We start from the raw sequence: 23816 nt of genomic DNA on the forward strand, positions 1-23816 counted from the left end.
AAAAGCGGTGGGGAGGAAGCCAAGGCGTTAGACAGGCGGCTCTCCTTCTACAGGGGTGCCGCCTTTTGTTTTGATAAGATCATGGATGGCACTGGCGGCTTCTTCCACTTCGGCCCGGTTCTGCCCTTTGGCCACAAGGGCCACGCCCCGGCGGCCATCTTCCCGGTGGAAAGGGTAGGAGCCGATATCCAGATCCGGAAAGCGATTCTGAATGGCCTCCAGCCCATCGGCCAACGTGCCTTCAAAAAGTGATGTGGTGTGCCATGTGCGTGAAAAAACAGGTGCGCCTTTTTGCAGGCTAGGGGCAAGGGCATCAAACATGCCGCGCATAATACGCGGCACGCCTGCCATAACGTGCACATTGCCAATGCTAAAGCCGGGCGCGAGTGAAACAGGGTTTACAATGGGGGTGGCCCCCTGCGGCAGCTTGGCCATACGCTGGCGGGCAGCGTTAAACTCTTCTGGCCCAAAATAGGTTTCCAGCAGTTTGAAGGTGGGGGGGTGGAACTCCCACGGCACACCAAAAGCTTCGGCAACACAGGGAGCTGTGATGTCATCATGCGTGGGGCCAATGCCGCCAGTGGTAAAGACCTCATCATATTTCGCGCGCATTTCTGTCACGGTGTTGATGATGGTTTCCCGAATATCCGGAATCACACGGATTTCGCGCAGAGGAATCCCCAGTTCACCTAAGCGGAGGGCCAGAAACTGGATGTTTTCATCTTTTGTGCGGCCGGAAAGGATTTCGTTGCCAATAAGAATAAGGGCGGAGGTGCGGCGCATGGGTTGGGCCTGTCCTTTGCTGAAGCCTTCTTGATTTAGGTGTAAAGCATGAAACGCAGGGCTGTTAACGTCAATGATATGGTAAAATTTGCCCTTATCCTTCCTGTGCTGCGCGTTTTTGGATTGACCGCAGCGTGTCCAGTTCATAGCTTCCCGCCATGTCAGAAAGCCGATCCGCTCCCGTTTCCGATCTTCCACGTGCCTGGCCTTTTGAGGAGGCGCGTAAACTAGCCGATCATGTTGGTGTGCGCAGCACCACCAACGGTGAGGACGATGCACGCCCGGCGCTGCTGGAAACGGGCTATGGCCCTTCCGGCCTGCCGCATATTGGCACGTTTGGTGAGGTAGCCCGCACATCATGGGTGCGGCAGGCCTACACAGCCCTAACAGGCCGCCCTTCGCGCCTGTTGGCTTTTTCCGATGATATGGATGCCTTGCGCAAGGTGCCCGATAACGTGCCCCAGCGTGACATGCTGGAAAAATATATCGGCCAGCCTCTTTCCCGCGTGCCAGATCCGTTCGGCACGCACGAATCGTTTGCCGCGCATAACAATGCCCGCCTGTGCGCGTTTCTGGACAGCTTCGGCTTTGAATACGAATTTGCGTCTTCCACCCAGTATTACACCTCTGGTCGGTTTGATGCGGCACTCCGCCGCGTGCTGGAAGTGCATGATGACATTCTAAAGGTTATTCTGCCCACTTTGGGGGCAGACCGGCGCGCCACCTATTCCCCCGTTCTGCCGCTCCACCCCCGTACAGGTGAGGTGATGCAAGTGAAGATGGACGCCATAGATGCCGCAGCCGGCACTGTGCGCTGGACAGACCCTTCCAACGGTGAGGTGTTTGAAACACCCGTAACCGGCGGCCATGCCAAAATGCAGTGGAAGGCCGACTGGGCCATGCGTTGGTATGCGCTGGGCGTTGATTATGAAATGTCTGGCAAGGATCTGATAGACAGCGTGCGGCTTTCTGGCCGTATCTGTAAGATTCTGGGCGGCACTCCGCCTGCAGGCCTAACGTATGAGCTGTTTCTGGATGAAAAAGGCCAGAAAATTTCCAAATCCAAGGGTAACGGGCTTTCTGTTGAAGAATGGCTGCGTTACGCCCCGCCAGAAAGCCTTGGGCAGTTCATGTTCAACCAGCCGCAGCGCGCCAAGCGGTTGTATTTTGATGTTATCCCCAAAACGGCGGATGAATATCTTACACACGTTGATAAAGCCAAGGTGTTGCAGGCCGAAAACCCCAAGGGGAATGATCTGCGTGCCAATCCGGCATGGTTTATCCATAAGGGCCATATTCCAGAAGATGCAGGCAGCCCGGTGCCGTTTAGCATGCTGCTCAACCTTGCCAGCGTTGCCAATGCAGATACGCCAGAAGTGCTGTGGGGCTTTATCCGCCGGTACGATGCTGCCGTTTCGCCCGAAACACACCCCATGCTGGCATGCTTGGTTAAACATGCTGTGGCGTATTACGCAGATTTTGTGCGCCCGGCCAAAACCTTCCGTGCGCCCACCCAGCAGGAACGCGCTGCCCTAACTGATCTGGCAGAATGCCTGCGTGGCTATGAAGGTGAAGCCGCAGATGCTGGCACCTTGCAGAATCTGGTGTTCGAAGTAGGCAAGCGCCATGCGTTTGAACCGCTGCGTAGCTGGTTTACCTGCCTGTATGAAGTGCTGCTGGGGCAGAAGGAAGGGCCGCGTTTTGGTGGCTTTGTTGCGCTGTATGGCGTGGCGGAAACCGTGGCCCTGATAGATACAGCCCTCCTGCGCGAGACGCAGGTTTAAAACGTAGCGCCGCAAGTTACATGACGCAGACCCCACCCCCACCAGCTCCCCCTTCTTCGCTTCCGGGCGGAGGGGGATGGAAAAAGTGGCTCAAGCATCTGCCGCATATTCTTGGTTTGCTGCTTATGGTGGCCGCCATTGTGGTGGTGCAGCACGAACTGCGGCATCTACGTATTTCAGACATCCGCCACGCTATGGAGGCTATTCCGGCCCGGCAGATGTGGATGGCGGTTGGCTGCACGCTGCTGTCTTACTTTATCTTGTCCTTTTATGATCAGCTTGCTGTCATTCAGGTAGGGTATCGTAAGCTGCCTTTCCGGCGGGCTGCTTTTGCGGCGTTCTGTTCCTATGTGCTTTCGCACAATCTGGGCTTTTCCGCTGTATCTGGCGCTGCTGTGCGGTATCGGCTTTACCGCAACTGGGGCCTTAATTCCTTTGCCATAGCCCAGATTATTGCCTTCTGCTCCGCCACCTACCTGTTGGGTGCTGCGGTGCTGATAGGTGCCGTGCTGATCTGGGAACCCACAGTGTTGCCAGGCATTGGCCACCGCGTGCCCGCATCTGTGCTGGCGGTTATTGGCGCGCTGATGTGGTGCGGCGTGGCGGCTTATATCGGGCTGGCGTTTAAGGTGCGGGAATTCCGCTTCCGTAAATGGGTGGTGGAACTGCCATCCCCCCGTATGGCCATTATGCAAACACTGGTGGCTACGGCAGAGGTTGCGGCTACGGCCAGCATTGCTTTTGTGCTGCTTCCCCCTAGTGCTGGGGTGGACTTTGGCTCGTTTCTGGCCATTTACATTGCATCTTATACAGCCGGGCTGGTGGCCAGTGTGCCGGGTGGTTTGGGCGTGTTTGATGGGGCCATGCTGCTGGCTTTAGGCCCTTATATGCCTGCGCCACAAATTTTGGGCATGGTGCTGATTTTCCGGCTTTTCTATTACATTATTCCGTTGTTTCTGGCGGGTATCATGTTTGCCGGGCATGAGCTGTTTTTGCGTGGTGATGCCGCTCTGGCAGAAAAGAAAAACCGCAAGATACAAAATAACCCAGATGCCACCACGGCCCCTATGCCCATGCAGCGCAGGCCCAGCCAAGTGGTGCGGGAAAGTGAAGCCGCTTTTTCTGTAGCTGTGGCAACGGGCACGGTTTCACTTTGCGGGGTTATGCTGATCTGTCTGGTGATGCTGGACCCCGTGCCCAAATTTGCCATGGTGCCAGAAAGCCTGCTGACAATGGCCCGTGTGGGCGGCAACTATGTGCTTTCCCTTATGGGGGTGGTGCTTATCAGCTTGGCTATTGGGCTTTCCCAGCGGGTTACGCTGGCATGGCGTGGAGCGCTTTATCTGCTGCTTACCGCAACTGTGCTGACATTTTTGCGGGGCAATACATTTTTTGTGCCGGTTATGCTGGGGCTTTCCGCGCTGTTTATTGCGCCGTTCCGCTCCTGCTATTACCGGCACGCGCGGCTTTTAAGCGAACCTCTCTCCACCGGCACTCTGCTATCTTTGCTGCTGTTATTTGGGTGCGTTATTGCGTTGGCAACACGGCACGATACATCTGGTAGCTGGTGGCAGATGATGTTGGCTACGCAGGCTCGCGGCTCGGTCAGATGGACCATTGCGCTTTCCGTAGGGCTGGCGCTGTTTGTTGTGGCGCGGCTGATGTGGCCGGGGCGTATTATCGTGCGTGAGTGGGATGAAGACGCCTACACACACTATAAAAATCTGGATCATGCCCTGCCAGATATTCAGGCCTTCCGGCCGCAGGGGTATGTTACGGGGGAAGCAGGAGAGGCCATTCTGCCGCTTTACCGGAGAGATAGCTATCTGGTGGCATTGGGTGATCCGGCAGGAGAAGAAGCAGACAGCATTTCTGCTATCTGGAAATTTCGGGATCTAGCCTTGCAGGAAGGTCTAAAACCCGTGTTCTGGCAGGTGGGGGATGACTTCCTGCGTATTTACGATGATATCGGGCAGAGTGTATGGACACTTAATGATGGCAGCGGATTTAATTTCTGCTATCCAGCGGACGATATTGCGCAGGCATCACGCTTTGTTAAAACGTACAAGGGTGGTGCGGGCAATTTGGTGCCATCAGATTTTTCGTGATTAAACGGTGTTTCCTCGGGTAGAGGGCGGATGCCTCGGACAGAACGGTGAGGGGTTATGTCAGCTCATTTTCCCGCAATGCTGTTAACGGCAACAGCATTTACATCTTCTATTTCCTCGTTTCTGCTGGCGTTTCCTGCGTTGTTTTCCATCGTCAATCCGTTTGGGGCTGCGCTTATTTTTGCGCAGGCAACGGCAGGCCGCTCGCAAACTGAAATTATGGCGCTGGCGCGGCTGGTGTCTTTTTATTCCCTCTGCCTCATTATGGCTTCGCTTTGGCTGGGCAGTATGGTGCTGGCGTTTTTCGGTATTACCGTAAACGCGCTGCGGGTTGCGGGCGGGCTGGTTGTGGCTGTGCGTGCGTGGGATCTGCTGCAAAGCCCGGAAACGGTTGAAGCGCAAAAGGAAAAGCAGGCCTTACAAGGTGGCCGTACGGTGATGGCCCCCAACTGGGCTGATGCCGCGTTTTTCCCCCTTGCCATGCCATTTACGGTGGGGCCGGGCACAATTGCTGTGGCTATTGCCCTTGGTTCTGGCTGCCCATCGGATGAGCCTTTTTGGGCTTACACCATTGGCACCACGTTGGCTGGTGTATGCGTGGTGGCTATTGTGTGGGCTGCCTATTCTGGCGCGGATAAGCTGGTATCCATGCTGGGTGTTACCGGCACGCGTATTGTGAGCCGTATGGCTGCGCTGGTGCTGCTGTGTATTGGCGTGCAGATTCTGGCCGCAGGCGTGCAGGGTTTTGCCACAGATATGTGGCGGCACCTGCTGGCCATAAAACTACATGCATAACGCCGCTAAAGGCGTTATTCCGCCACAAGCTGGGTAACGCAGCTTTCATGCGCGCCCAGCACGTGTTGCAGCCGCTCAAGCTGTGCGCTTGCTTTTTCTGCAAAGCCAAAAGGCGGGCGTATAACCAGTAAGCCCGCGCCGTTAAGCTGATCCGGGTTGTGCGGCGGCTGCATAAGTAACTCTGCCACGCAGATGTTGCGGATACCGGTGGCCATTAACGTTTCATGAAAAATACGAACGGGCGTGCGGTGCTTGATAGGATACCAAATGGCAATAATGGCATTGGCAAAGCGGGCCTGAATGGTCTGCACGGCTTGTGCAAGCCGGTCGAATTCCCCCGGTTCTTCAAATGGCGGATCAATCAGAATAAGCCCGCGCTTGGCGGTTTTGGGCGGAAGCAGGGCGCGCAGGGCCTCATAGGCATCTCGCTCATGCACCGTTACATTTGGGGTGTTGGCAAATAGCCGGTAGAGGCTGCGTTTATCTTCCGGGTGTTTTTCGCAACAAATGAGTGAATCCTGCGTCCGCAGCATCTGCGCAATAATGAGCGGAGAACCGGGGTAAAACTCTGGCCCGCCTGCTTGTTTTACCTGTTCCAGCCAATCTGCCAGTGGGCTTGAGGCATCTTCATGCCACAGCTTGCCTATGCCATCTTGCCATTCCCGTGTTTTTTCAGCTTCGGGGCTGTGCAGATCATACCGTCCGATACCGGCATGTGTATCCAACACCATAAAGGGCGCGGGTTTGCGTAAAAAGCTTTGCAGCAAGGTGACAAGCAGGGCGTGCTTCATGCAGTCGGCAAAGTTACCGGCGTGGTAGATGTGGCGGTAGTTCATGTGGAGGGTGTTTCTGCTTCAAAACGGCTGGCCATGTCTTCCAGTGGCCAGCGTGGGCGGGGGCATAGGGCGTTATCGTTTATGGGGGGCAGGTGGCGTGTGGCGGCTTCCTGCCATGTTTCCAAGGCTGCCCAACCCACCATAACGGCGTTATCCGTGCACAAGCGTAAAGGGGGGGCGGCAAAGCGTAGGCCGCGTTGTGCGGCTGTTTTTTCCAAAGCCGCGCGCAAAACTGTATTGGCAGCCACACCACCAGCCGCCACCAACAGTTTGGCTTCGGGCATCATATCCAGTGCGTGCTCAATACGGTTGGTTACCACATCGGCTACGGCTTGCTGAAAGGAGGCCGCCAGATCTGCCGCAAACTGGCGGGGCAGAGGCGCCTTGCCAAAAGGTGCGAGCTTTTGGGAGATGGCGGTTTTTAGGCCGGAGAAAGAAAAATCGCAGCCCTCACGCCGCCAGAGGGGGCGGGGTAGGGAAATGGCTTTGGGGTCGCCTTCCAGCGCCAGTTTTTCCAGTTCCGGGCCGCCGGGCCAGCCAAGGCCCAGCATTTTGGCAACTTTATCAAACGCTTCACCGGCGGCATCATCAATCGTGCCGCCTAGCTTGCGGTAATGGCCTACGCCTTCCACCGCAATGCATTGGCAATGACCACCAGAAACCAGCAGCAGCAGATAGGGGAAGGGGGCACCATCGGGCACAATACCCGGCAGCCGCGCCGTGAGGGCATGGGCTTCAACATGGTTAACCGCCACAAACGGAATACCCAGCGCCAATGCCAGCCCCTTGGCAAAACCGCTGCCCACAATCAGCCCGCCAATAAGCCCCGGCCCGGTGCTGGCGGCAATGAAAGACAGAGTCGCGGGGGGGATGTTGGCATCCTGCAAAGTGGCCCGAACCAGATTCGGCAGTAGGGCTAAATGGGCGCGTGCCGCAATTTCTGGCACCACGCCACCAAAATCTGCATGTCCATCCTGAGAAATAACACGCTGTGCCAGCACGGTGCCATCGGGGGCCAAAATGGCGCATGCGGTTTCATCGCAAGAAGATTCAATGGCCAGTATTGGGCCATCTGGCCTGCGGTTTTGTGCGGTTTCGTTCATGGACGCATCATGCAAAACGGCGTATCCTTACGGCAACGCAATAGATGGACGGGGGCGGAATGTTTTTTCGGTCGCGCAAGTTTTTCAGACCAGCCGGGCATCATCACTTCTTGTCCTTTCTCTACTCCCGGTAATAGACACTCTTATGGATTCAGCCTACCCTTCCTCATCCGCCCCTTCTCCTGCGTTGCAGGAACTTGCGGCGGAAGCGGCGGCCCGCCAGAAAAAGGCAAGTGGCCATTCTGGGCGCCGCACCCTGCCTTTGCGTGTTGGCACGCGGGGTTCGCCCCTTGCGCTGGTGCAAACGCGCGCCTTTCTTACCACACTGACACGCTTCTGCCCCGTCTTGCGGGATATGGGCGCGTTTCAGGAACACCAGATTAACACCACGGGTGATCAGGTGCAAAATCGGCGTTTGGCCGAAATTGGTGGTAAAGGCCTGTTTGCAAAGGAAATTCATGAAGCCCTAGCCGATGGGCGGATTGATTTTGCCGTGCACAGCCTTAAGGACTTGGAAACCACGCTGCCCCCCGGCCTTGTGCTGGCCTGCACCCTTAAGCGGGAAGATGCGCGTGATGCCCTTATCCTTAGCCCCGGCCTTGCGCAGTCCGACCCGGATGATCCGTATTCCGCCCTGCCAGAAGGTGCGCTTGTAGGCTGCGCATCTGTGCGTAGGCAGGCACAGATGCTGCATGTGCGGCCAGACCTGCAATTTGGCCTGCTGCGTGGCAACGTGCAAACCCGACTCGATAAACTCGCGGCCCATCAGTGTCAGGCCACGTTGTTGGCTCTGGCCGGGCTAAAGCGCCTTGGCATGGCAGAACGTGCCAGCATTGTACTGGACCCCACAGTTATGGTGCCAGCCGCAGGGCAGGGCATTGTAGGCGTAACCGTGCGCGAAGATGATATTGAACTACGCGAACTGTTATCTGCGATTGAAGATTACGAGGCCCGCGCCGTTGCCACGGCAGAGCGGTCTTTGTTGGCGGAACTGGATGGTTCCTGCCGTACGCCTATCGGTGGCTATGCGCAGCTTCTTCCCGCCGAGGAGGGCAAAGACCCCAAGCTGCATCTTACGGGCCTTGTTGCGCGTGAAGATGGGTCCTTCCTGTTAAAGCGCAGCATTACTGGCATGCCGGAAGATGCAGCAAGGCTGGGTAAGGAGCTGGGTGAAAGCCTGCGCAAAGATAGCCCCTCTGATATTTTTGAGGAAAACTGAGGTAACGCCATGCATCCGCGTGGCGTGATTGTCACACGCCCGGAACCGGGGCTGAGTGAAACAATGGCAGCCGTTGCGGGTGCAGGCTGGCTGCCATTGCCCTCACCCGCATTGGTTGTGCAGCGGCATACGCTGCGTCTGCCCCAAAAATTACCCGCAGCCATATTGCTTACCAGTGGGCAGGCTGTTTCTGCTGTGGTTGCAGCCGCACAGCAGGCCAAAGCGCTGGATATACCGGTTTACGCAGTAGGGGATCGCACAGCCCAACGCGCGCGCGATGCCGGGTTTACATGTGTGAAAAGCGCGGATGGTGATGCCCATGCGCTTGTCTCGCTTTTACAAACCCGCCAACAGCCAGAACAAGGCACCCTGCTGCTCTGCTCTGGGGCAGGGCAGGGCGTAGAGCTTGCGGCTTGGTGCAGGCAAGCGGGGTTTAAGGTTACGCGCCGCGTTGTGTATGCGGCCAAACCGATCCAGAAAATAACCGAACAAACACGTACAGCCATTCAGGCTGCCAAGGTGGCGGTGGTTCTGTTTTTTTCAGCAGAAAGTGCAGCAGGCTGGTTGGCAGCTTTGCCAGAAACCGAGCAAAAGCGGCTGGCAGCGCAGGCGCGTGCGGTGGTGATATCTGGCCGTGTGGCAGATGTTTTGCGTAACGCGGGTTGGCACAATGTGCATATAGCGGCTCATGTATCTGCCGCAGCGGTTATGGAAGCTCTGGGGCTATATCACGCATAAAAAAACCTCCGCACCCGTAAGTGCGAAGGCTTTTTGCAACCCTTAAAGCAAAGGCGACGCGATTATGCGTGGCCTGCTGCTTCGGGGAATTCTGCGCGGCGTGCCTGCCATAGAGCCACAAAGTCGATCGGCTGCAGCACGATGGGTGGGAAGCCGCCATCACGCGTGACATCGCTGATGATGTTACGAGCGTAGGGGAAGATCAGGCGCGGCACTTCAACCAGCAGGATCGGTTCGATCAGTTCCTGCGGCGGGTTGGTAAGCGTTACTACAGCGGCGTAAACCAGCTCGGTCAGGAACACGGTGCGGCCAGCTGGGCCACCTTCCTTTTCCGGGGCTTCCTTGGCTTCTGCCTTAATGGACAGAACAACCTCGTAAACCATCTGGTCATCCTGCAGGCGGTTGGCCTGCACATCAATGTTCACGCCAATCTGGGGCTGGCTGCGCAGGGTGGCAAAAATTTCTGCACCAACCGGCACTTCAAACGACAGATCGCGGGTGTACTGCAAATTAACGGCAAGCGGCAGTGCGGGTGGGGCACTCTGTTCTGTTTCAGACATCGGTTCTGCTTTCGTCAGCTTCAACTTTGGATACCCTTCGCGGTAGCATGCCCGCAGGCATCCGCCAACTGCAAGCGGCATGTTTGGCAGGGTATCTGGGCTGTGTGGGGCGTTTTATGCGCGCTTAGGGTGAAAAATGTTGCCAGTCTCCATTTTCAAAACTTTCCCCTGTCAGGCTCAGCAAAAACCACCAATGAGAGACCACAAGCGTTTCGGATGCTCTGGCATCCTGCGCCATGATCTGGCGGAACTGTTGCGCCCGGTTTTCCAGGCTTGCGCTGCTTTCTGGCAGCGGAGACCACCAGTGTTCATCTATGTGGGCAAAATCCAGATGTGGCCATGCTGATGCTAAAACAGAGGCTGGTGTACCTTTATCGCAGGAATACATGCCACGTTCGCGCACAAGTGGCATAATTTGTGGGGTAATGCCCAACCGCTGCGCCAAAGGCATGGCGGTTTGCAGCGCACGTGTGAAAGGGGAAACCAGTATGCGCCGGATTCCCCTATCCGCCAGTTTCAGGCCCAGTTCCTGCGCGTGGGCCTTGCCCTCAGCAGAAAGATGTGGGTCTTCCAACCCCGGATCTCCCCCATGAAGGTTGTAATGGCGGTTGAATTCGCTTTCGCAGTGTCGCAGGATGATCATGATACCCGCAAGGTAGGAAGCATAATGCCCCTTTAGCAAGAGGGCAGGTGATTGTATCCCCCCATGCGCGTGACTATGTGATAAGTAACACGCGATTCTCCGGTTCTGTTTCATGTACTATGGCAGAACAGGCGCAAGGTTTTTGGTGGACGTAAGACAGATGGATTTTTCTCTCGGCCATTTCCCGGTCGATCTGGTGCTTCTGGCTCTGGTTGCGGCATTTCTGGTGCTGCGGTTGCGTAGCGTGCTGGGCAAGCGCGTGGGTATTCAGCCGGTACAGGTGCAGCTTCAGGTTCGGCCGGATGCAGCGCCCAGAGTTGTGGAAGGCAAGCCAGAACAGGCCGAAGCTGCGGCGGAATTTGATATTCCCGCCCCGGGTACGCGCGTGGGCACATTGCTGGCAGATATCCGGCAGAAAGATCCTTCTTTCACACCTCAGCAGTTTCTCAACGGTGCGCAAACGGCATTTGCGCAGGTGGTGGGTGCTTATGCACAAGGCAACCTGAATGTGCTGAAAACGTACCTGACACCTGCCGTTTTTTCGGCATTTGAGGCAGGCATTACAGCCCGCACCAATGCAGAAGAAACGCAGCGGACAGATGTTAAAGCCATTCGGTCTTTGGCTATTGAGGATGTGCGCCTAACACCTATGGAAGCCGGTACGGCAGCCGCTATTGATGTGCGCATTGTTTCGGACCAGATCAGCCTTGTGCTGAACAAGGAAGGGCAGCCGGTAACAGGTACGGATGCCGTAACCGAATTTTCCGATCTGTGGACTTTTGAGCGCTTGCTGGATGTAAACGGCAGCACATGGCGCCTTGCGGCGGCGCGTAGTGCGTGAAAGCTGCCAAAGGTAACGGGGCATCCCGCGCCAACACCACCCACACCAAACCACCACGCGCCCGCCGTTATAAAATTGGGCAGCAGGAAATAGTGATGGGTGACTGCCTGCGTGCGCTCAAGCGCGTGCCGGCGGAATCGGTGGATGTGGTTGTTACGTCTCCCCCTTATAATATCGGCCTGTCCTACCGCAGTTATCCGGACAGGCGGGAAGAAGAAGATTATCTGGACTGGATGCTGGAGGTTGCGCAGCAATTGCAGCGCATCCTTAAGGATGATGGGTCATTCTTCCTGAATATTTCCGGCTCATCCGCACAGCCTTGGTTGCCGTTTGAGCTGGCAGTGCGGCTGCGTGATCTGTTTGTGCTGCAAAACCATATCTCGTGGGTGAAATCCATTTCCGTGGGGGAAGATAGCTTCGGGCACTTCAAACCCATGAACAGCCAGCGGTTTCTGCACCGCGGGCATGAGCATGTTTTCCACTTCACGCTGCATGGAGATGTGCGGCTTGATCGGCTACGTGCCGGGGTGCCGTATAAGGATAAATCCAACATTGCCCGCCGCGGCCACAGGCAGGATAGGCGCTGCCGGGGCGATACATGGTTTATTCCGTATGAAACCGTGCGGGGCCGGGCAGAAAAGTTTGATCACCCTGGCACCTTTCCCGTAGCGCTGCCTGAACAGTGTATTCTGTTGCATGGGCGAGAAGGTGCGCGCGTGCTCGATCCATTTATGGGCACGGGCACCACGCTGCTGGCTGCCCAAAGGTTGGGCTGTTACGGGCTGGGGATGGAGTTGGACCCGGAATACGTGGCTATTGCCCGTGCGCGGCTGAAGGATGATTTGGCGTCCTGAACGCCTCATCATCGAAAAGATCAATCATTAAAATAAAAACAATCGTTTGGACATATTGATATGTATCAAACACAATGCAGGTAACAGCGCATAAAAGCTATTCAATCAAGGCGTAGAAATTAGGAGACCGGGTTTTGAAACGATTAGTCGTGTCAGCAGTGGGTGCAGCTCTGCTGGCTTATGGTGGAACAGTCGCTTACCTGCAGCATTTTGACCACATTACAGCACCAGAATTACCAGCATCTTCCCCCACGCTGAAAGATCCTGTGGCGCTGGCAGCATTTAATGCCCTGCGTGAGGCACGGTGTGATTACTGCCATGCCGAACAGCGCGATCTGCCGTTTTACTTCCGTGTGCCGGTTGCCAAAACGCTTATGGAAAAAGACCGCGCCAACGGGCTGCGTCATTTCCGTGTAGAACCGGTGCTGGATGCGTTTGAACAGGGCACTGTTCCTACGGAAGAGCAGCTTTCCCGCATTGAGGAAGTGATTACGCAAAACCGTATGCCGCCCAATCTGTATCTGATGATGCACTGGCACGCCCACCTGTCCAATGCAGAGCGTGAAGCTGTGCTGAAATGGGTGCAGGATACACGCCGCAAAAACTACAACAACACAGGTGCGGCAGAGCAGTTTGCAGCAGAGCCTATTCGCCCTGTGCCAGAAAGCGTGGAAGCTAATCCGGCAAAATGGACGCTGGGGCGCAAGCTGTTCTTTGATAAGAGCCTGTCGGGCGATAACACACTCAACTGCGCAAGCTGCCACGGGCTGGATACCGGCGGGGTGGATAATCTGGTTACAGCCACCGGCATTGGTGGGCAGAAAGGCCCCATCAACACGCCTACGGTATATGATGCCTACTTTAAGATGGCGCAGTTCTGGAACGCCCGTGCCACCACGCTGGCAGATCAGGCCGCTGGCCCTGTTATGAATCCGGTGGAAATGGGCTCCCATAACTGGGAGGAAGTGGCCAACAAGCTGAACGCCAACCCGGAATACGCACCGCTGTTCCAGGAAGCATTTGGCCCCGATGCCAAGGTTGATGAAAAAACCATCACCACGGCTATTGGCGAGTTTGAAAAAACGCTGGTTACGCCAAATGGTGCCTTTGATGAATACCTTAAAGGCAAACCGGACGCCATTAGCGAGCAAGCTAAACGTGGGTATGAACGCTTTAAGGCCATTGGCTGTTCTGGTTGCCATACCGGCATTGGCGCAGGTGGCCGCGGCATGGAAATCATGGGTCTTGAAGGGGATTACTTCAAAGACCGTGGTGGCAAGCTAACGGATGCTGATGAAGGCCGCTACGCAGTGACGCATGAAGCGGGTGACATGAACCGTTTTGTTGTGCCCAATTTGCGGAATGTTGAGCTGACAGGCCCATACTTCCATGATGGCAGCGTAAAAACCTTGGATGAAGCCGTGCGCAAAATGGCCCGTTACCAAACCCCGGATCAGAACATCTCTGATCAGGATGTAGCGGACATTGTGGCCTTCCTGAAAACGCTGACAGGGCGTTACGATGGCAAGCTGCTTACCAACAGCAACCCAGCCGCCAAACAGTAAATCTGGCGTAAAAAAAGCAGCCTTCCAAATGGGGGCTGCTTTTTTCTTTTCTTGAAAGATGGCCCGCAGGCAGGTGATAACCAAGCCTGACGGGCCATTTTTGGTTTTAAGGCATGAAACGTAGAGGGTGATGTGAACAGGCGTCGGCGGCACTTGCAAGAGGGGGAAAAGGCGCTATGGGCGCTGGTTGTGCGGGATGTAGCCCCCCTGCATGTGGCCGAACTTGTGCCACCCGCCGCACAGAACGAACCAGAGCCACAGGCTATTCCGCGTGCACAGGCCAAGGTGGGCAAAAAGTCTCAGGCCAGTGGGCTTATGGCGTCTTCATCTGGTGGCGGAAGCGGTGTGGCGGAAGCCGGTTATGGTTTTATGGCTCCGCGTGCTTCAACTGCGGGCCCGCGTGTGCAGCAGGCTCCGCGCCCGGCGGAAACCATAGGCAAACGCCAACCCGGAGTGGATGATTACAGTTGGCGGCGCTTTACCCAAGGCAGTTTTAAGGTAGAGCGGCGGCTGGATCTGCACGGTATGGTGGCGCAGGAAGCTTTCCATCGGCTGATGGAGTTTATGGACGTGGCTACCCATAGGGGTTTGCGCTGTGTGGAAATTATTACTGGTTTGGGCACAGGGCAGGAAGGCGGAATTTTACGGCGCGAATTGCCGCATTGGCTGGAAAGGCCAGAAATCCGCCGCCGTATTCTGGGGCTTACATACCCTCATGCAGGCAACCGAGGGTCTGTTCGCGTATTACTGCGCCGGCGGCGTTGAAAGTAGCGCCGGGGGCGTGGCATCGCGCCAGCGGGGCAGGCTTTGGGCAAACCAGCGGCGCAGCGCCATCAGCACGTGTGGCTCGGGCATAAGTGTTTCATAAAACGGGATGCCAGCCGTGCCAGCCAGAATGGTTTGGTTTTCTGCCAATGCGGCTTGCTGAATGGCTGGACGGTTTGCGCATATTTCAGCCGCATGGCGCCATCGGGCAATACTGTCTGGTTGCGTAAGGGCAGGCAGCACAAGCCCAGCACGTAAGCTGCACGCTGCGGCAATGGCCCCCCAAGCAGGTAGCAGAAACGCAGGTTGGGAATATTTGTGTTCCTGTTGCAGCACAGTGAGCAGATCCGGCGGCAGATTGGACTGGTGGATCTGCATATCGGGCCGGGCGTTATTGATAAACAGGGGCGTAAAACCCGCAGCCTGTAAGGAGGCAATACGGCTGGGGTAGCTGGCATCCAGCGGCAATTGGATAACGTCTGTCTGGCCTGCCTGTAACGTGGCCATTGCGGCTTCTGGCGTGGCATGTCCGGCTACAGGCTGGGGGCGTAAGCCCAGCATATCCAGCGCCAGAACGGTGGTGAGCTCTGGCCCTGTCAGTTTGGAAACAGCAACACGCGTAAGCTGCCCGGTTAGACGAGCACGAAAAGACTGATGCAGACTTACGCGCCCTACGGCAACGCTAGGTTGCGCCACCAGAAACACCGGGGCCCAGCGCCGATAATCAAAATGAATACGCGGCCCACCCAACATGGCAGAAAGTATAGCCGTACCAGGCACCATGAGCCCAACGGGGCCGGGGGTTGTTTGCTGCTGTGTATCAAACAGATTAGCCCCGGTTATGCCATCCCATCCGGTTGTAGGGGTAAGCTGTAAGGGCGGGCTAAGGTGCAGTTCTTCTTCCAATGCAGGCGCCAGCAAACTGGCCCAACGCCCACATTCTGAAGAAGTGGTGCCACCAATAATAAGCGCAGATCCGCTATCCGCACTGGTAGAAAGAGAATCCTCCGCATGTGCTGCGTGCGTGCCCGCCATAATGGCAGCACCGCTGCCCAGCAGAGTGCTTAGAAACATGCGGCGCGAAAATTGCCGTTCAGGCATCACAAAAAGCCGGGGCTGATCAGCGTGGGGCAAGCGCGGGAGATCCTCTTCCTGTTTCTCCCTCATATTAAGCGCATATGAGGGAAGAATCACGCGTGTTTTATTATGGCCATTTTACTTCGGGCGGCATGCTCATCAGAATGGCCTCTGTGTGGCCGCCGGTTTTCAGGCCAAACAACGTGCCTCTGTCATGTAGCAGATTGAATTCCACATAGCGGCCACGGCGGATAAGCTGGGCTTCACGCTGCTCTGGTGTCCAGGGTTCCATCATGCGGCTGCGGATAATTTCGGGAAACACGTTCAGAAAAGCCAAGCCAACATCTTTTGTAAAGGCAAAGTCTTCCTGCACATCACCACTGTTCAGCCGATCATAAAAAATACCGCCCAAACCGCGGGGTTCATTACGATGGGGCAGGAAGAAGTACTTGTCACACCATGCCTTGAAGCGCGGATAATATTCTGGGTCATGCGCGTTGCAGGCCTGCGCAAATGCAGCATGAAAGCGTGCGGCATCATCCTGCGCTTCTGCACTGTCGGGGAACATGGGGGTAATATCCCCACCACCACCAAACCAGCCTTTGGTGGTGATAATCATGCGGGTGTTAAAATGTGCGGCAGGTACAAGTGGGCTGCACATATGCGCCACCAGGCTGATACCCGTGGCAAAAAATGTGGGATCTTCTGATGCGCCGGGAATAGTGGCGGCAAATTCCGGCGTAAAAGTGCCCTGCACGGTAGAAACGTTTACGCCCACTTTTTCAAAAACACGGCCATGCATCACGCTCATCACACCGCCGCCGCCGGGGCTGCCATCTTCGTTCTGGCGGTTCCAGCTTTTGCGCTCAAAACGGCCTGCGGCTTCATGGCCGGGCAAAACGGGGCTGTTCTGTTTTACGGCGTCTTGCTCAATGGCTTCAAATGCCGCGCAAATTTTGTCGCGCAGGCTTTCAAACCATTGGCGGGCTGGTTCCCTAAGGGCTTGGTGGGCAGAAACATCAGCGGTGTTGGTGGGCGTCATGAACTGTCTTTTCCTCATCGTCCTTGCCTGAAGCTGCCATCTGCTTACAGGCTTTCAAGGGGTGCGCTTTCTGGCGCATCATTGCAAGATGAACCCGAACATCGTTAAACCAACAGCAGCTCTGCACGGGGCAGGAGCATGTACCCTATAAGTGGCGTAAGGGGAGAAAAGGGCAAGATGGCAGCAACACCGGCCCGCCATACGGAACAGGCAGAAAAGGAAGCACATTCCTTTTTACAGCAGGCGGGTGCTTATGCACGCCATTATGGCCGCCTGCCTTTGCCCGCAGACCTGAACTGGTGGTGGACCATTGGCGCCATGCTGGTGGCTGTTTTGGTGCTTATGCTGTTAACGGGGCTAACCCTTACACTGGCGTACACGCCAGATGCCTCGCTTGCTTTTGGGTCAGTTGAGGCCATTGAACGCCGAATGCCTTCTGGCTGGCTGTTGCGCGCCATGCATATGACAGGGGCCTCGTTTTTTATGGCGGCCTTGTATGCGCATTTGTTGCGTGGGCTGTATTACCGCACCTATCTGCCCCCGCGGCGCGGTGTATGGTTAAGCGGGTGTGGCTTGCTGGTTTTGGTAATGGTAACGGCATTTGCAGGCTATGTGCTGCCTTGGGGCCAGATGTCTTACTGGGGCGCAGATGTAGCCGCCAAGGCTGTAGGGGCCGTGCCATTTATAGGGCAGGGGCTGGAACAGGTTTTTCTGGGTGGTGAAAGCCCGGGCACGCCCACATTGCACCGTATGTTTACCCTGCACTTTTTGTTGGCGTTTGTTATTATCGGGTTGGTTTTGGTGCATGTTGCTGTTGTGCATGCAAAGGGAAGTTCCAGCCCTTCCGTTCAACCCGAAACACGCCGGAAATATCTGCCATTTTACCCGTATTTTACCACGCGGGATATTCTGGCCATATTGGTTATGGCCTTGGGCTTTGTAGCCGTGATGTGCTTTTGGCCGGGGCTGATAACAGAGCCAGCCAATTATCGCCCAGCCAACCCGTTGCATACTCCAGCCGATATTGAGCCCGAATGGTATTTTCTGCCGTTTTACGGAATGTTGCAGGTTGTGCCTTCCAAGTTCTGGGGGCTGCTGGTTTCTGGCGGTGCGGTGGCCGTGCTGTTTGCTGTGCCATGGTTGGATAAAGGAAGCCGCATAGCAAACAGCGGCGTGGCACGGTTAACGGATGCCGGGGCACTGCTGGCATGCGTAGGGGCGGCAGTTACTGCCGCAGCGGCTGGCGTGCATCATGCCCAAGGTGGGTGGCTTCTGGCAGGGCAGGCTGCCTGTTTGGTTTATTATGTGTATTTTCTGGTTTTTCTGCCCTTACGCACCCGTTTTGCCGGGAGGGGAGCATAATGGTGCAGAAAACACACCATACATTCTGGTTCCATGCCGGAGGGATGGTGCTTTTAGGCGCTATGCTGCTGGGGCCAGACATTGCGCAGTCTGCACATGCGCAACCTGTTAAAGCGCCTGTGCAGGATTGGTCTTTTAAAGGGGCATTGGGGCATTTTGATCTGCCATCTGTGCAGCGAGGATACGCCGTGTTTGCCGGGGTATGTGCCTCCTGCCACAGTTTGTCTGAAGTGCGTTTTTCCGACCTCACAGATATGGGGCTGACACTGGAAGAAGTGGGGGCTGTTGCCGCAACATGGCAGGTGGCAGACGGGCTGGATGCCGAAGGGCGGCTAAAGCATCGTAATGCCCGGCCAGATGATGCGCTTTCATCCTCCTATTCCGGTCCGGAAGCTGCGCGTGCGGCCAATGGAGGCGTGGTGCCGCCTGATCTTTCGCGCATTGTGCAGGTTTACCCCGGTGGGGCAGACAGGCTTTTTGCGCTGCTCACGGGTTATAAGCCAAATGCGGTGCGTGTGCCGGGCAAAGGGTTTGCCAATTCCTTCGCTATTGGCCATTACACCGCCATGCCGCCGCCTTTGCGTGAAGGTGCGGTAAAATATGCAGATAACACCCCCGCAACCGTTACGCAGGAAGCGCGGGATGTTACCACTTTTCTTGCGTGGGTTTCTGCACCGCATCAGGATACCCGCCGCCGTGTTGGCATAGGTGCAGGTTTGTATCTGTGCTTCCTTGCCGTGTTGTTTGTGATTTTAAACCGGAGACTCTGGTCGCATGTCAGAAAATGAAACTGTGGAACCCGTTATTGGCCTGATAGGCGGGTCTGGCCTGTATGATATTGACGGGTTGGAAGAAAAGGAATGGCGCACGGTAGAAACGCCTTGGGGCCTGCCTTCTGACCAGCTTCTTTTCGGGCGGCTGGATGGTGTGCGCTGCGTGTTTCTGCCGCGCCATGGCCGCGGGCACCCCATTCCACCTTCACGCCTGAATTATCGGGCCAATATTGCCGCCATGAAAATTTCTGGCGTGACAGACATTGTCTCACTTTCCGCTGTGGGGTCTTTGAAAGAAGAACTGCCGCCGGGGCATTTTGTGGTGATTGATCAATTTATTGATCGCACTATTGCACGCACCAAAAGCTTTTTTGATACAGGCTGTGTTGCGCATATTTCCATGGCGGACCCATTGTGCAACCGTGTGGGCGATGCGCTAAAGGCACAGGCAGATAAGCTGGGCATTACCGCAGTGCGTGGCGGCACCTATCTGGTTATGGAAGGCCCGCAGTTTTCAACCCGTGCAGAAAGCGAACTATACCGGAGCTGGGGTTGTTCCGTTATTGGCATGACCAACATGCCAGAAGCCAGCTTAGCGCGTGAAGCCGAAATGTGTTACGCCACGGTGGCTATGGTGACAGATTATGACTGCTGGCACACGGAGCATGACAACGTAACCGTAGAGAGCGTTGTAAAAACCATGCAGGCGAACTCGGCTAATGCCAAAGCGCTGATTAAAGCCGTTATTCCTGCTTTGGGTGGTAAGCGCCATAGCTGTAGCGCAGGCTGCGATCATGCATTGGAGCACGCTATCATGACAGCGCCTTCTGTGCGTGATCCAGAACTGGTGGCAAAGTTGAAAACCATTGCGGGCCGCGTTCTGTAAAATTGTAAATACAAGGCATGAAGTATCAGGTTTTTGGTGCTTCATGCCTTAAGTTTTTAAGGTTTCCTTAAAAGCAGGAAAACTGTGGCACATGGCAAAATCAGCCCGGATATCTGTCTCTTTGCTTATGGTGTGTTTGCTTGCTGGTATTGTGTCTCCAGCGCAGGCGCATCGGGCTGTAAGATCTTGCAAACCGGCTGATTTATCCGTGCATTTTGATAACGGAAAAGGTGAGTTTGATGGCATGTCCCACAGCGGGGCATGGGTTGTTCTTTCCAACCGCAGTGCTACGCGCTGCGCTGTGCCTGCATTGCCGGTTATACAGCTTGAAAATGCTCAGGATCATGTTCTTGCGATAGGTAAGGCAGCGCAACTTGCCCCTAACCAACCGCCGAGCCAGAAAATACTTAAACCCCACATGCCGTGGCGGGCCAGCATGTATTGGGTTTCTGGCAACGTGTATGATGGGGGCCAATGTGTTTCACCCACTCGTGCTGTGTTGAAATTCCCTTTGGGTGATGTGGCCGTTAATTTTCCAGCACGCACATTATGTGGGCCAGCCCAAATGCCGCTTACGTTTGAGCAAGGGCCATTGCAGCAGGCAGCACGTTAACAAGGAAACCTAACGCTGTGAGTGTTGCAGCGGCATCAGGGGTGCACTGTTTTTTATTACAGGCTGTTCACCTTTTCCGATTTCTCCTTTAGGACGCTTCCAAACCTTTAACCGGAGAGCCGGATAGTTATGCCGCATGTTTTCCTTCCTGTACTGGCGTTTGCTGCTGCGTGGGGTGTTCTTGTTTTAACACCGGGCACGGAAACGGCCCTTATTATCCGGCTAAGCATCAGTGTAGGGCGTACAACCGCTATTGGTGCGGTGCTTGGCATTGCTGCTGGCCTTACCTTGTGGGGGATTGGCACCGCATTTGGGTTAAGTGCGCTTATTGCGGCATCTCATACATTGTATCTTGTGCTGGAATGGGCCTGCGCAGGATATCTGCTCTCTCTGGCTTTTCGGTTGTTGGTTAATGTTCTGCGTTCCACGCCAGAGACAGAAACAGATTCCGAAAATCAGGCCCCCAAGGCATTTTGGTCTGGCTTTCGGCGTGGAATGTTTACCACAATTCTAAACCCGCTTGTTGGGGTGTTTGATCTTACAGCCTTTCCACAGTTTATTCCCGCAGATGTTAACGCCGTAACATACGCTCTTTTACTTACTGTGGTGCAGGCTGTGTTAACGCTGACATGGTATTTTACATTGGCCTTTACAGCACTGTTCTTTAGCCGCTTTCTTGCTAACCCGGTTGTTATTCGTATTCTGGACGGGTTAACGGCCTTGGTTTTCATGATTTTTGCCGTAAGGCTTGTTATAAGCGGCTAATGGAGAACGGTTAAGAAAACTTTCGGAATCTCTTCATGTTTTTCTGAAAACGGGATTCCTTGGTTTTCTGCTGCATGGCAATTAAATGCCGGAAAGCAACAGACATAAGCGCACAGCCAATAACAAACCCTACAAGGGTAAACATTACCAAGGCAGATGTGCTGTAAACAGCCCATGATCGGGTATCGGGCAGGGCGTCCCATATGGGTTTCAGCCAGCTTATACTGTGCGGATCATGCACCGGTATGTTCGCACGCAGCATGGCGTCCTTAATAATTACCATTAAGGTTAGGGGTAATGAAAGCGCCATTAAAAAAGCACCAGATGCCCATAGCAGAATGTATCTTCGTTCCTCTGTGCACATTTCATCTTTTCCCTTACATGTTCTTGAGATCATGCAATTGTGCATAAGTAACGCCACAGCTGTGCTTGAAGTTGCGTGCTACGGAAAGGCAGGGAGATACTTTGGCTTTCTGTTACAAAGTATTTTTTGAGTATCTATTGAAAAATACTTGAAAGTTTTTGTTGAGAGTATGGCTGAAGCAGCAAGCTAAAATAAATTACGGCGGATAGGCCTGCGTGTAGCAGACCCTCCACCATAAAATTTTAGAGGTGTGTGAACAGGCTTTTTTCCGTCAGGCGAGATTTGGGCAGCTTGGCGTTAAAATCTGCATCGGAATGATAACCGAGAGAAACCAGAACAGCCGGGGTAAGCCCTTTTTCTTTCAGCCTCAGTTCTTTATCCAAAATGGTGGCATCAAACCCTTCCATAGGTGTTGCATCTACCCCCAGAAACCCGGCTGAAAGAAGCAGAAAGCCGAGTGCAATGTATGTCTGCTTTTGTGTCCATGCAGTTAGATCGCCTTCCTGTTCATGCAGCCCGACAAAGATATTCCGCCCTTTGGTAATGGACTCTTTAGTGGCGTCATCTGCATAGCGTCCGTCTAGCTGCTCCTGATCGGTAATGGTCTGGAGGTATTCGGCGGGCAGGCTGGTGCGGGCGCACAGCGCGATAACGTGGGATGCATCTGTAACGCGTGAGAGGTTAAAAGCGAACGGGCCGCTGGTGGCTTTGGCAATACGGGCTTTGCCTTCATTATTATCAGCAACAAAAAAATGCCACGGCTGAGAGTTTACGGAAGAAGGGCTATAGCGCAGCGCTTCCAGTAATTGGGCAAAGATATCTGCCGGAATTTTGCGGGTTTTATCGTAAGCTTTGGTGGTATGCCGATGGGTAAGGGTTTTAAGAAGCGTCACGGCTGCTCTCCTAAGCTTTATCAATGGGGTAACGGTAAGCGTAACTTCGTAACCCCCAAAGGTCACGGTGCTTTACGTTAATGGATGCTATGCTGAGGAATATGTAGCCAAGATAGAGTGGAAGCTTGGCTACAAACAAAAGGCGGTATTACAGCATGGTGTGCGCTACGCGGCAGGCTGCCAGATCCCATACTGCGCACCCAACAGATTTAAAGAACACGGGCTGCGTTGGGTCTGGGGGCGTATCCAGAGCTTGTGCCAGTGCGTGCACATTGTTCCAGTTTACGCCTGCTTGCAGAATGTCTCCGGCTTCTGTTGGCGCGCCAACGGGGTCATCCACATAAAGCTGGCTGGCACGTACAATCTGTGGCGCAATTTCTGCCATATCGGGGCGGTAGGCACCTACGCCAATAACAAGGCAGTGCGGATCAGCTTTTCCATCATAAATAGGTGTTGTGCTGGATGTGGTGGTCATCACAACGTCAAACGGAGTTTCTCTGGGGGCTTCTGGGCGTAGTGTCAGTAGGTGCGTTGCGTGCTGCTTGCAAAAATGCTCTGCCCGTTCTGGGGTACGGCCACGGATAATAACCTCAATGCCCGGATACAGGGCGCAGAGCGCCTCTACATGCGCAAAGGCCTGGGTGCCTGTGCCAATAAGCAACACCCGATGGACAGCGCCAGTAGCAAATGTGCGTATACCCAGCATGCTCATGGCTGATGTCCGGCGCATTGTTACGGTGGGGCCATCCAGATTAAAAAGGAAGCGCCCATTATGTGCATCGGCGCATGTTATGATGCCCTGTATGGTGGGAAGGTGGAGCGCAGGGTTTTTGCCAAAAATTGTGAGTATTTTGGTGGCAATCAAATCTTCCGCCACGGTTGGCATACACATTAGCGTGCCATTGCCATCTTGCGTAGGAACAACGGTGCGCGGAGGGCAGGTAATGGCACCGTTTGCGTAATCGCGCACGGTGCGGGCCAGCATGTTCACCAATGCAGGAAATGGTAAAAGTGCCTGTGTTTCTGGCGCACCATAATATTGCATGTAGGGTGTGTTCCATATTTTCAGTTCAGGACGATGGCGCGGATTGCACTGCGCAACACAACGAACGTCAAGGTAAAAGAACCTGAAAAATATGGCGCGCTACAGTGTTGAGGTGGCGCAGTGCGTAATCTCCGATGAATTCAAAAGATTCTGAATAATTCTGGCGGAGGTATATCAGCTATGTGGAATGTGATCGAAACTGCTGTGGTCTAGGAACGCTATCTCTGTGGGATAAGACGGGGAAGCGTTGTGATGATATTCATTATGGAAATGACCGTAATAGGGTTTGTAGCATCTCTGCTGATAGCAAAAACAACTGATGCCTTAGCCAATGTTGCCAATATCTGGCCCGAAGATTGGGGATGATCTCCTTTATCAAGAGGGCAGGGCGTTAAACGCGAT

Annotated in this window: 24 protein-coding genes; 14 read left to right on the top strand and 10 right to left on the bottom strand. The window is 54.8% G+C overall.

Annotated features, from left to right (window positions below; all coding sequences use genetic code 11):
• Positions 1-27: 27 nt before the first annotated feature.
• Positions 28-783, bottom strand: coding sequence for a competence/damage-inducible protein A (locus tag ACP7IZ_RS03905; protein WP_426847911.1), 756 nt, complete (start codon positions 781-783; stop codon positions 28-30).
• Between the two features lie 158 nt (positions 784-941).
• Between ACP7IZ_RS03905 and ACP7IZ_RS03910 the strand changes: the two genes are divergently transcribed.
• Genes ACP7IZ_RS03910 through ACP7IZ_RS03920 form a run of 3 tightly spaced genes read left to right on the top strand, consistent with a single transcriptional unit; the run spans position 942 to position 5470 of the window.
• Positions 942-2567 carry a lysine--tRNA ligase gene (locus ACP7IZ_RS03910; RefSeq protein ID WP_426847912.1) on the top strand — a complete coding sequence of 542 codons (1626 nt, stop codon included), beginning with the start codon at positions 942-944 and terminating at the stop codon, positions 2565-2567.
• Between the two features lie 20 nt (positions 2568-2587).
• Positions 2588-4675: a lysylphosphatidylglycerol synthase domain-containing protein gene (locus ACP7IZ_RS03915; RefSeq protein WP_426847913.1), complete on the top strand. Its 2088-nt coding sequence runs from the start codon at positions 2588-2590 to the stop codon at positions 4673-4675.
• A 57-nt stretch (positions 4676-4732) separates the two neighbouring features.
• Positions 4733-5470 carry a MarC family protein gene (locus tag ACP7IZ_RS03920; RefSeq protein WP_426847914.1) on the top strand — a complete coding sequence of 246 codons (738 nt, stop codon included), beginning with the start codon at positions 4733-4735 and terminating at the stop codon, positions 5468-5470.
• 14 nt (positions 5471-5484) lie between these two features.
• Here ACP7IZ_RS03920 and ACP7IZ_RS03925 read toward each other — a convergent pair whose 3' ends face one another.
• A complete protein-coding gene (locus ACP7IZ_RS03925; protein ID WP_426847915.1) occupies positions 5485-6306 on the bottom strand; it encodes a 23S rRNA (adenine(2030)-N(6))-methyltransferase RlmJ in 822 nt (273 codons plus the stop codon).
• Positions 6303-7409, bottom strand: coding sequence for a tRNA (adenosine(37)-N6)-threonylcarbamoyltransferase complex transferase subunit TsaD (gene tsaD, locus ACP7IZ_RS03930; RefSeq protein WP_426847916.1), 1107 nt, complete (start codon positions 7407-7409; stop codon positions 6303-6305). The genes ACP7IZ_RS03925 and tsaD overlap by 4 nt, the downstream gene beginning before the upstream one ends.
• A gap of 145 nt (positions 7410-7554) precedes the next feature.
• On the opposite strand from tsaD, the gene hemC reads away from it, so the two are divergent.
• A complete protein-coding gene (gene hemC, locus ACP7IZ_RS03935) occupies positions 7555-8628 on the top strand; it encodes a hydroxymethylbilane synthase (protein ID WP_426847917.1) in 1074 nt (357 codons plus the stop codon).
• Between the two features lie 9 nt (positions 8629-8637).
• Positions 8638-9366, top strand: coding sequence for a uroporphyrinogen-III synthase (locus ACP7IZ_RS03940; RefSeq protein ID WP_426847918.1), 729 nt, complete (start codon positions 8638-8640; stop codon positions 9364-9366).
• Between the two features lie 62 nt (positions 9367-9428).
• On the opposite strand, the gene secB is transcribed toward ACP7IZ_RS03940, so the two are convergent.
• Together secB and ACP7IZ_RS03950 are read right to left on the bottom strand one after the other, a co-directional pair.
• A complete protein-coding gene (secB, locus tag ACP7IZ_RS03945) occupies positions 9429-9926 on the bottom strand; it encodes a protein-export chaperone SecB (RefSeq protein ID WP_003628317.1) in 498 nt (165 codons plus the stop codon).
• A 124-nt stretch (positions 9927-10050) separates the two neighbouring features.
• Entirely contained in the window at positions 10051-10683 is a 633-nt protein-coding gene (locus ACP7IZ_RS03950; RefSeq protein ID WP_426847919.1) for a histidine phosphatase family protein, read from the bottom strand.
• A gap of 46 nt (positions 10684-10729) precedes the next feature.
• Between ACP7IZ_RS03950 and ACP7IZ_RS03955 the strand changes: the two genes are divergently transcribed.
• The 4 genes from ACP7IZ_RS03955 to ACP7IZ_RS03970 all read left to right on the top strand — a co-directional run bounded on the left by ACP7IZ_RS03955 (position 10730) and on the right by ACP7IZ_RS03970 (position 14594).
• Complete coding sequence (locus ACP7IZ_RS03955) at positions 10730-11410, top strand: Tim44/TimA family putative adaptor protein (protein ID WP_035353993.1); 681 nt, start codon at positions 10730-10732, stop codon at positions 11408-11410.
• Complete coding sequence (locus ACP7IZ_RS03960; protein WP_006116189.1) at positions 11407-12264, top strand: DNA-methyltransferase; 858 nt, start codon at positions 11407-11409, stop codon at positions 12262-12264. The genes ACP7IZ_RS03955 and ACP7IZ_RS03960 overlap by 4 nt, the downstream gene beginning before the upstream one ends.
• Positions 12265-12398: 134 nt before the next feature.
• Positions 12399-13829: a cytochrome-c peroxidase gene (locus tag ACP7IZ_RS03965; RefSeq protein WP_426847920.1), complete on the top strand. Its 1431-nt coding sequence runs from the start codon at positions 12399-12401 to the stop codon at positions 13827-13829.
• A gap of 132 nt (positions 13830-13961) precedes the next feature.
• Positions 13962-14594 carry a Smr/MutS family protein gene (locus ACP7IZ_RS03970; RefSeq protein ID WP_426847921.1) on the top strand — a complete coding sequence of 211 codons (633 nt, stop codon included), beginning with the start codon at positions 13962-13964 and terminating at the stop codon, positions 14592-14594.
• Here ACP7IZ_RS03970 and ACP7IZ_RS03975 read toward each other — a convergent pair.
• Both ACP7IZ_RS03975 and hemF read right to left on the bottom strand, forming a co-directional pair.
• Positions 14574-15788: a hypothetical protein gene (locus ACP7IZ_RS03975; protein ID WP_426847922.1), complete on the bottom strand. Its 1215-nt coding sequence runs from the start codon at positions 15786-15788 to the stop codon at positions 14574-14576. The genes ACP7IZ_RS03970 and ACP7IZ_RS03975 overlap by 21 nt on opposite strands.
• Positions 15789-15798: 10 nt before the next feature.
• The gene (gene hemF, locus ACP7IZ_RS03980; RefSeq protein WP_426847923.1) at positions 15799-16713 is read right to left on the bottom strand and encodes an oxygen-dependent coproporphyrinogen oxidase; all 915 of its coding nucleotides are present in this window, start codon (positions 16711-16713) and stop codon (positions 15799-15801) included.
• 138 nt (positions 16714-16851) lie between these two features.
• Here hemF and ACP7IZ_RS03985 point away from each other — a divergent pair, with 138 nt between their 5' ends.
• From ACP7IZ_RS03985 to ACP7IZ_RS04005, 5 genes are all read left to right on the top strand, one after another.
• On the top strand, positions 16852-18075 hold the full coding sequence (locus ACP7IZ_RS03985) for a cytochrome b (RefSeq protein ID WP_426847924.1): 1224 nt from the start codon (positions 16852-16854) through the stop codon (positions 18073-18075).
• Positions 18072-18863: a cytochrome c1 gene (locus ACP7IZ_RS03990; RefSeq protein WP_426847957.1), complete on the top strand. Its 792-nt coding sequence runs from the start codon at positions 18072-18074 to the stop codon at positions 18861-18863. The genes ACP7IZ_RS03985 and ACP7IZ_RS03990 overlap by 4 nt, the downstream gene beginning before the upstream one ends.
• Complete coding sequence (locus ACP7IZ_RS03995) at positions 18850-19734, top strand: S-methyl-5'-thioadenosine phosphorylase (RefSeq protein ID WP_063353770.1); 885 nt, start codon at positions 18850-18852, stop codon at positions 19732-19734. The genes ACP7IZ_RS03990 and ACP7IZ_RS03995 overlap by 14 nt, the downstream gene beginning before the upstream one ends.
• Before the next feature lie 91 nt (positions 19735-19825).
• Positions 19826-20347 carry a DUF4232 domain-containing protein gene (locus ACP7IZ_RS04000; RefSeq protein ID WP_426847925.1) on the top strand — a complete coding sequence of 174 codons (522 nt, stop codon included), beginning with the start codon at positions 19826-19828 and terminating at the stop codon, positions 20345-20347.
• A gap of 129 nt (positions 20348-20476) precedes the next feature.
• On the top strand, positions 20477-21112 hold the full coding sequence (locus ACP7IZ_RS04005; protein WP_426847926.1) for a LysE family translocator: 636 nt from the start codon (positions 20477-20479) through the stop codon (positions 21110-21112).
• A 10-nt stretch (positions 21113-21122) separates the two neighbouring features.
• Here ACP7IZ_RS04005 and ACP7IZ_RS04010 read toward each other — a convergent pair whose 3' ends face one another.
• The 3 genes from ACP7IZ_RS04010 to ACP7IZ_RS04020 form a co-directional block, all read right to left on the bottom strand.
• Positions 21123-21476 carry a hypothetical protein gene (locus ACP7IZ_RS04010; RefSeq protein ID WP_426847927.1) on the bottom strand — a complete coding sequence of 118 codons (354 nt, stop codon included), beginning with the start codon at positions 21474-21476 and terminating at the stop codon, positions 21123-21125.
• Positions 21477-21718: 242 nt separating this feature from the next.
• Positions 21719-22369, bottom strand: a complete 651-nt coding sequence (gene nfsB / locus ACP7IZ_RS04015; RefSeq protein ID WP_426847928.1) for an oxygen-insensitive NAD(P)H nitroreductase — start codon at positions 22367-22369, stop codon at positions 21719-21721.
• Positions 22370-22517: 148 nt separating this feature from the next.
• Positions 22518-23414: a delta(1)-pyrroline-2-carboxylate reductase family protein gene (locus tag ACP7IZ_RS04020; protein ID WP_426847929.1), complete on the bottom strand. Its 897-nt coding sequence runs from the start codon at positions 23412-23414 to the stop codon at positions 22518-22520.
• Positions 23415-23816: the final 402 nt, after the last annotated feature.

The sequence above is a fragment of the Acetobacter sp. AAB5 genome (genome assembly GCF_050106715.1).
In the GTDB taxonomy this organism is placed as follows: domain Bacteria; phylum Pseudomonadota; class Alphaproteobacteria; order Acetobacterales; family Acetobacteraceae; genus Acetobacter; species Acetobacter oryzifermentans.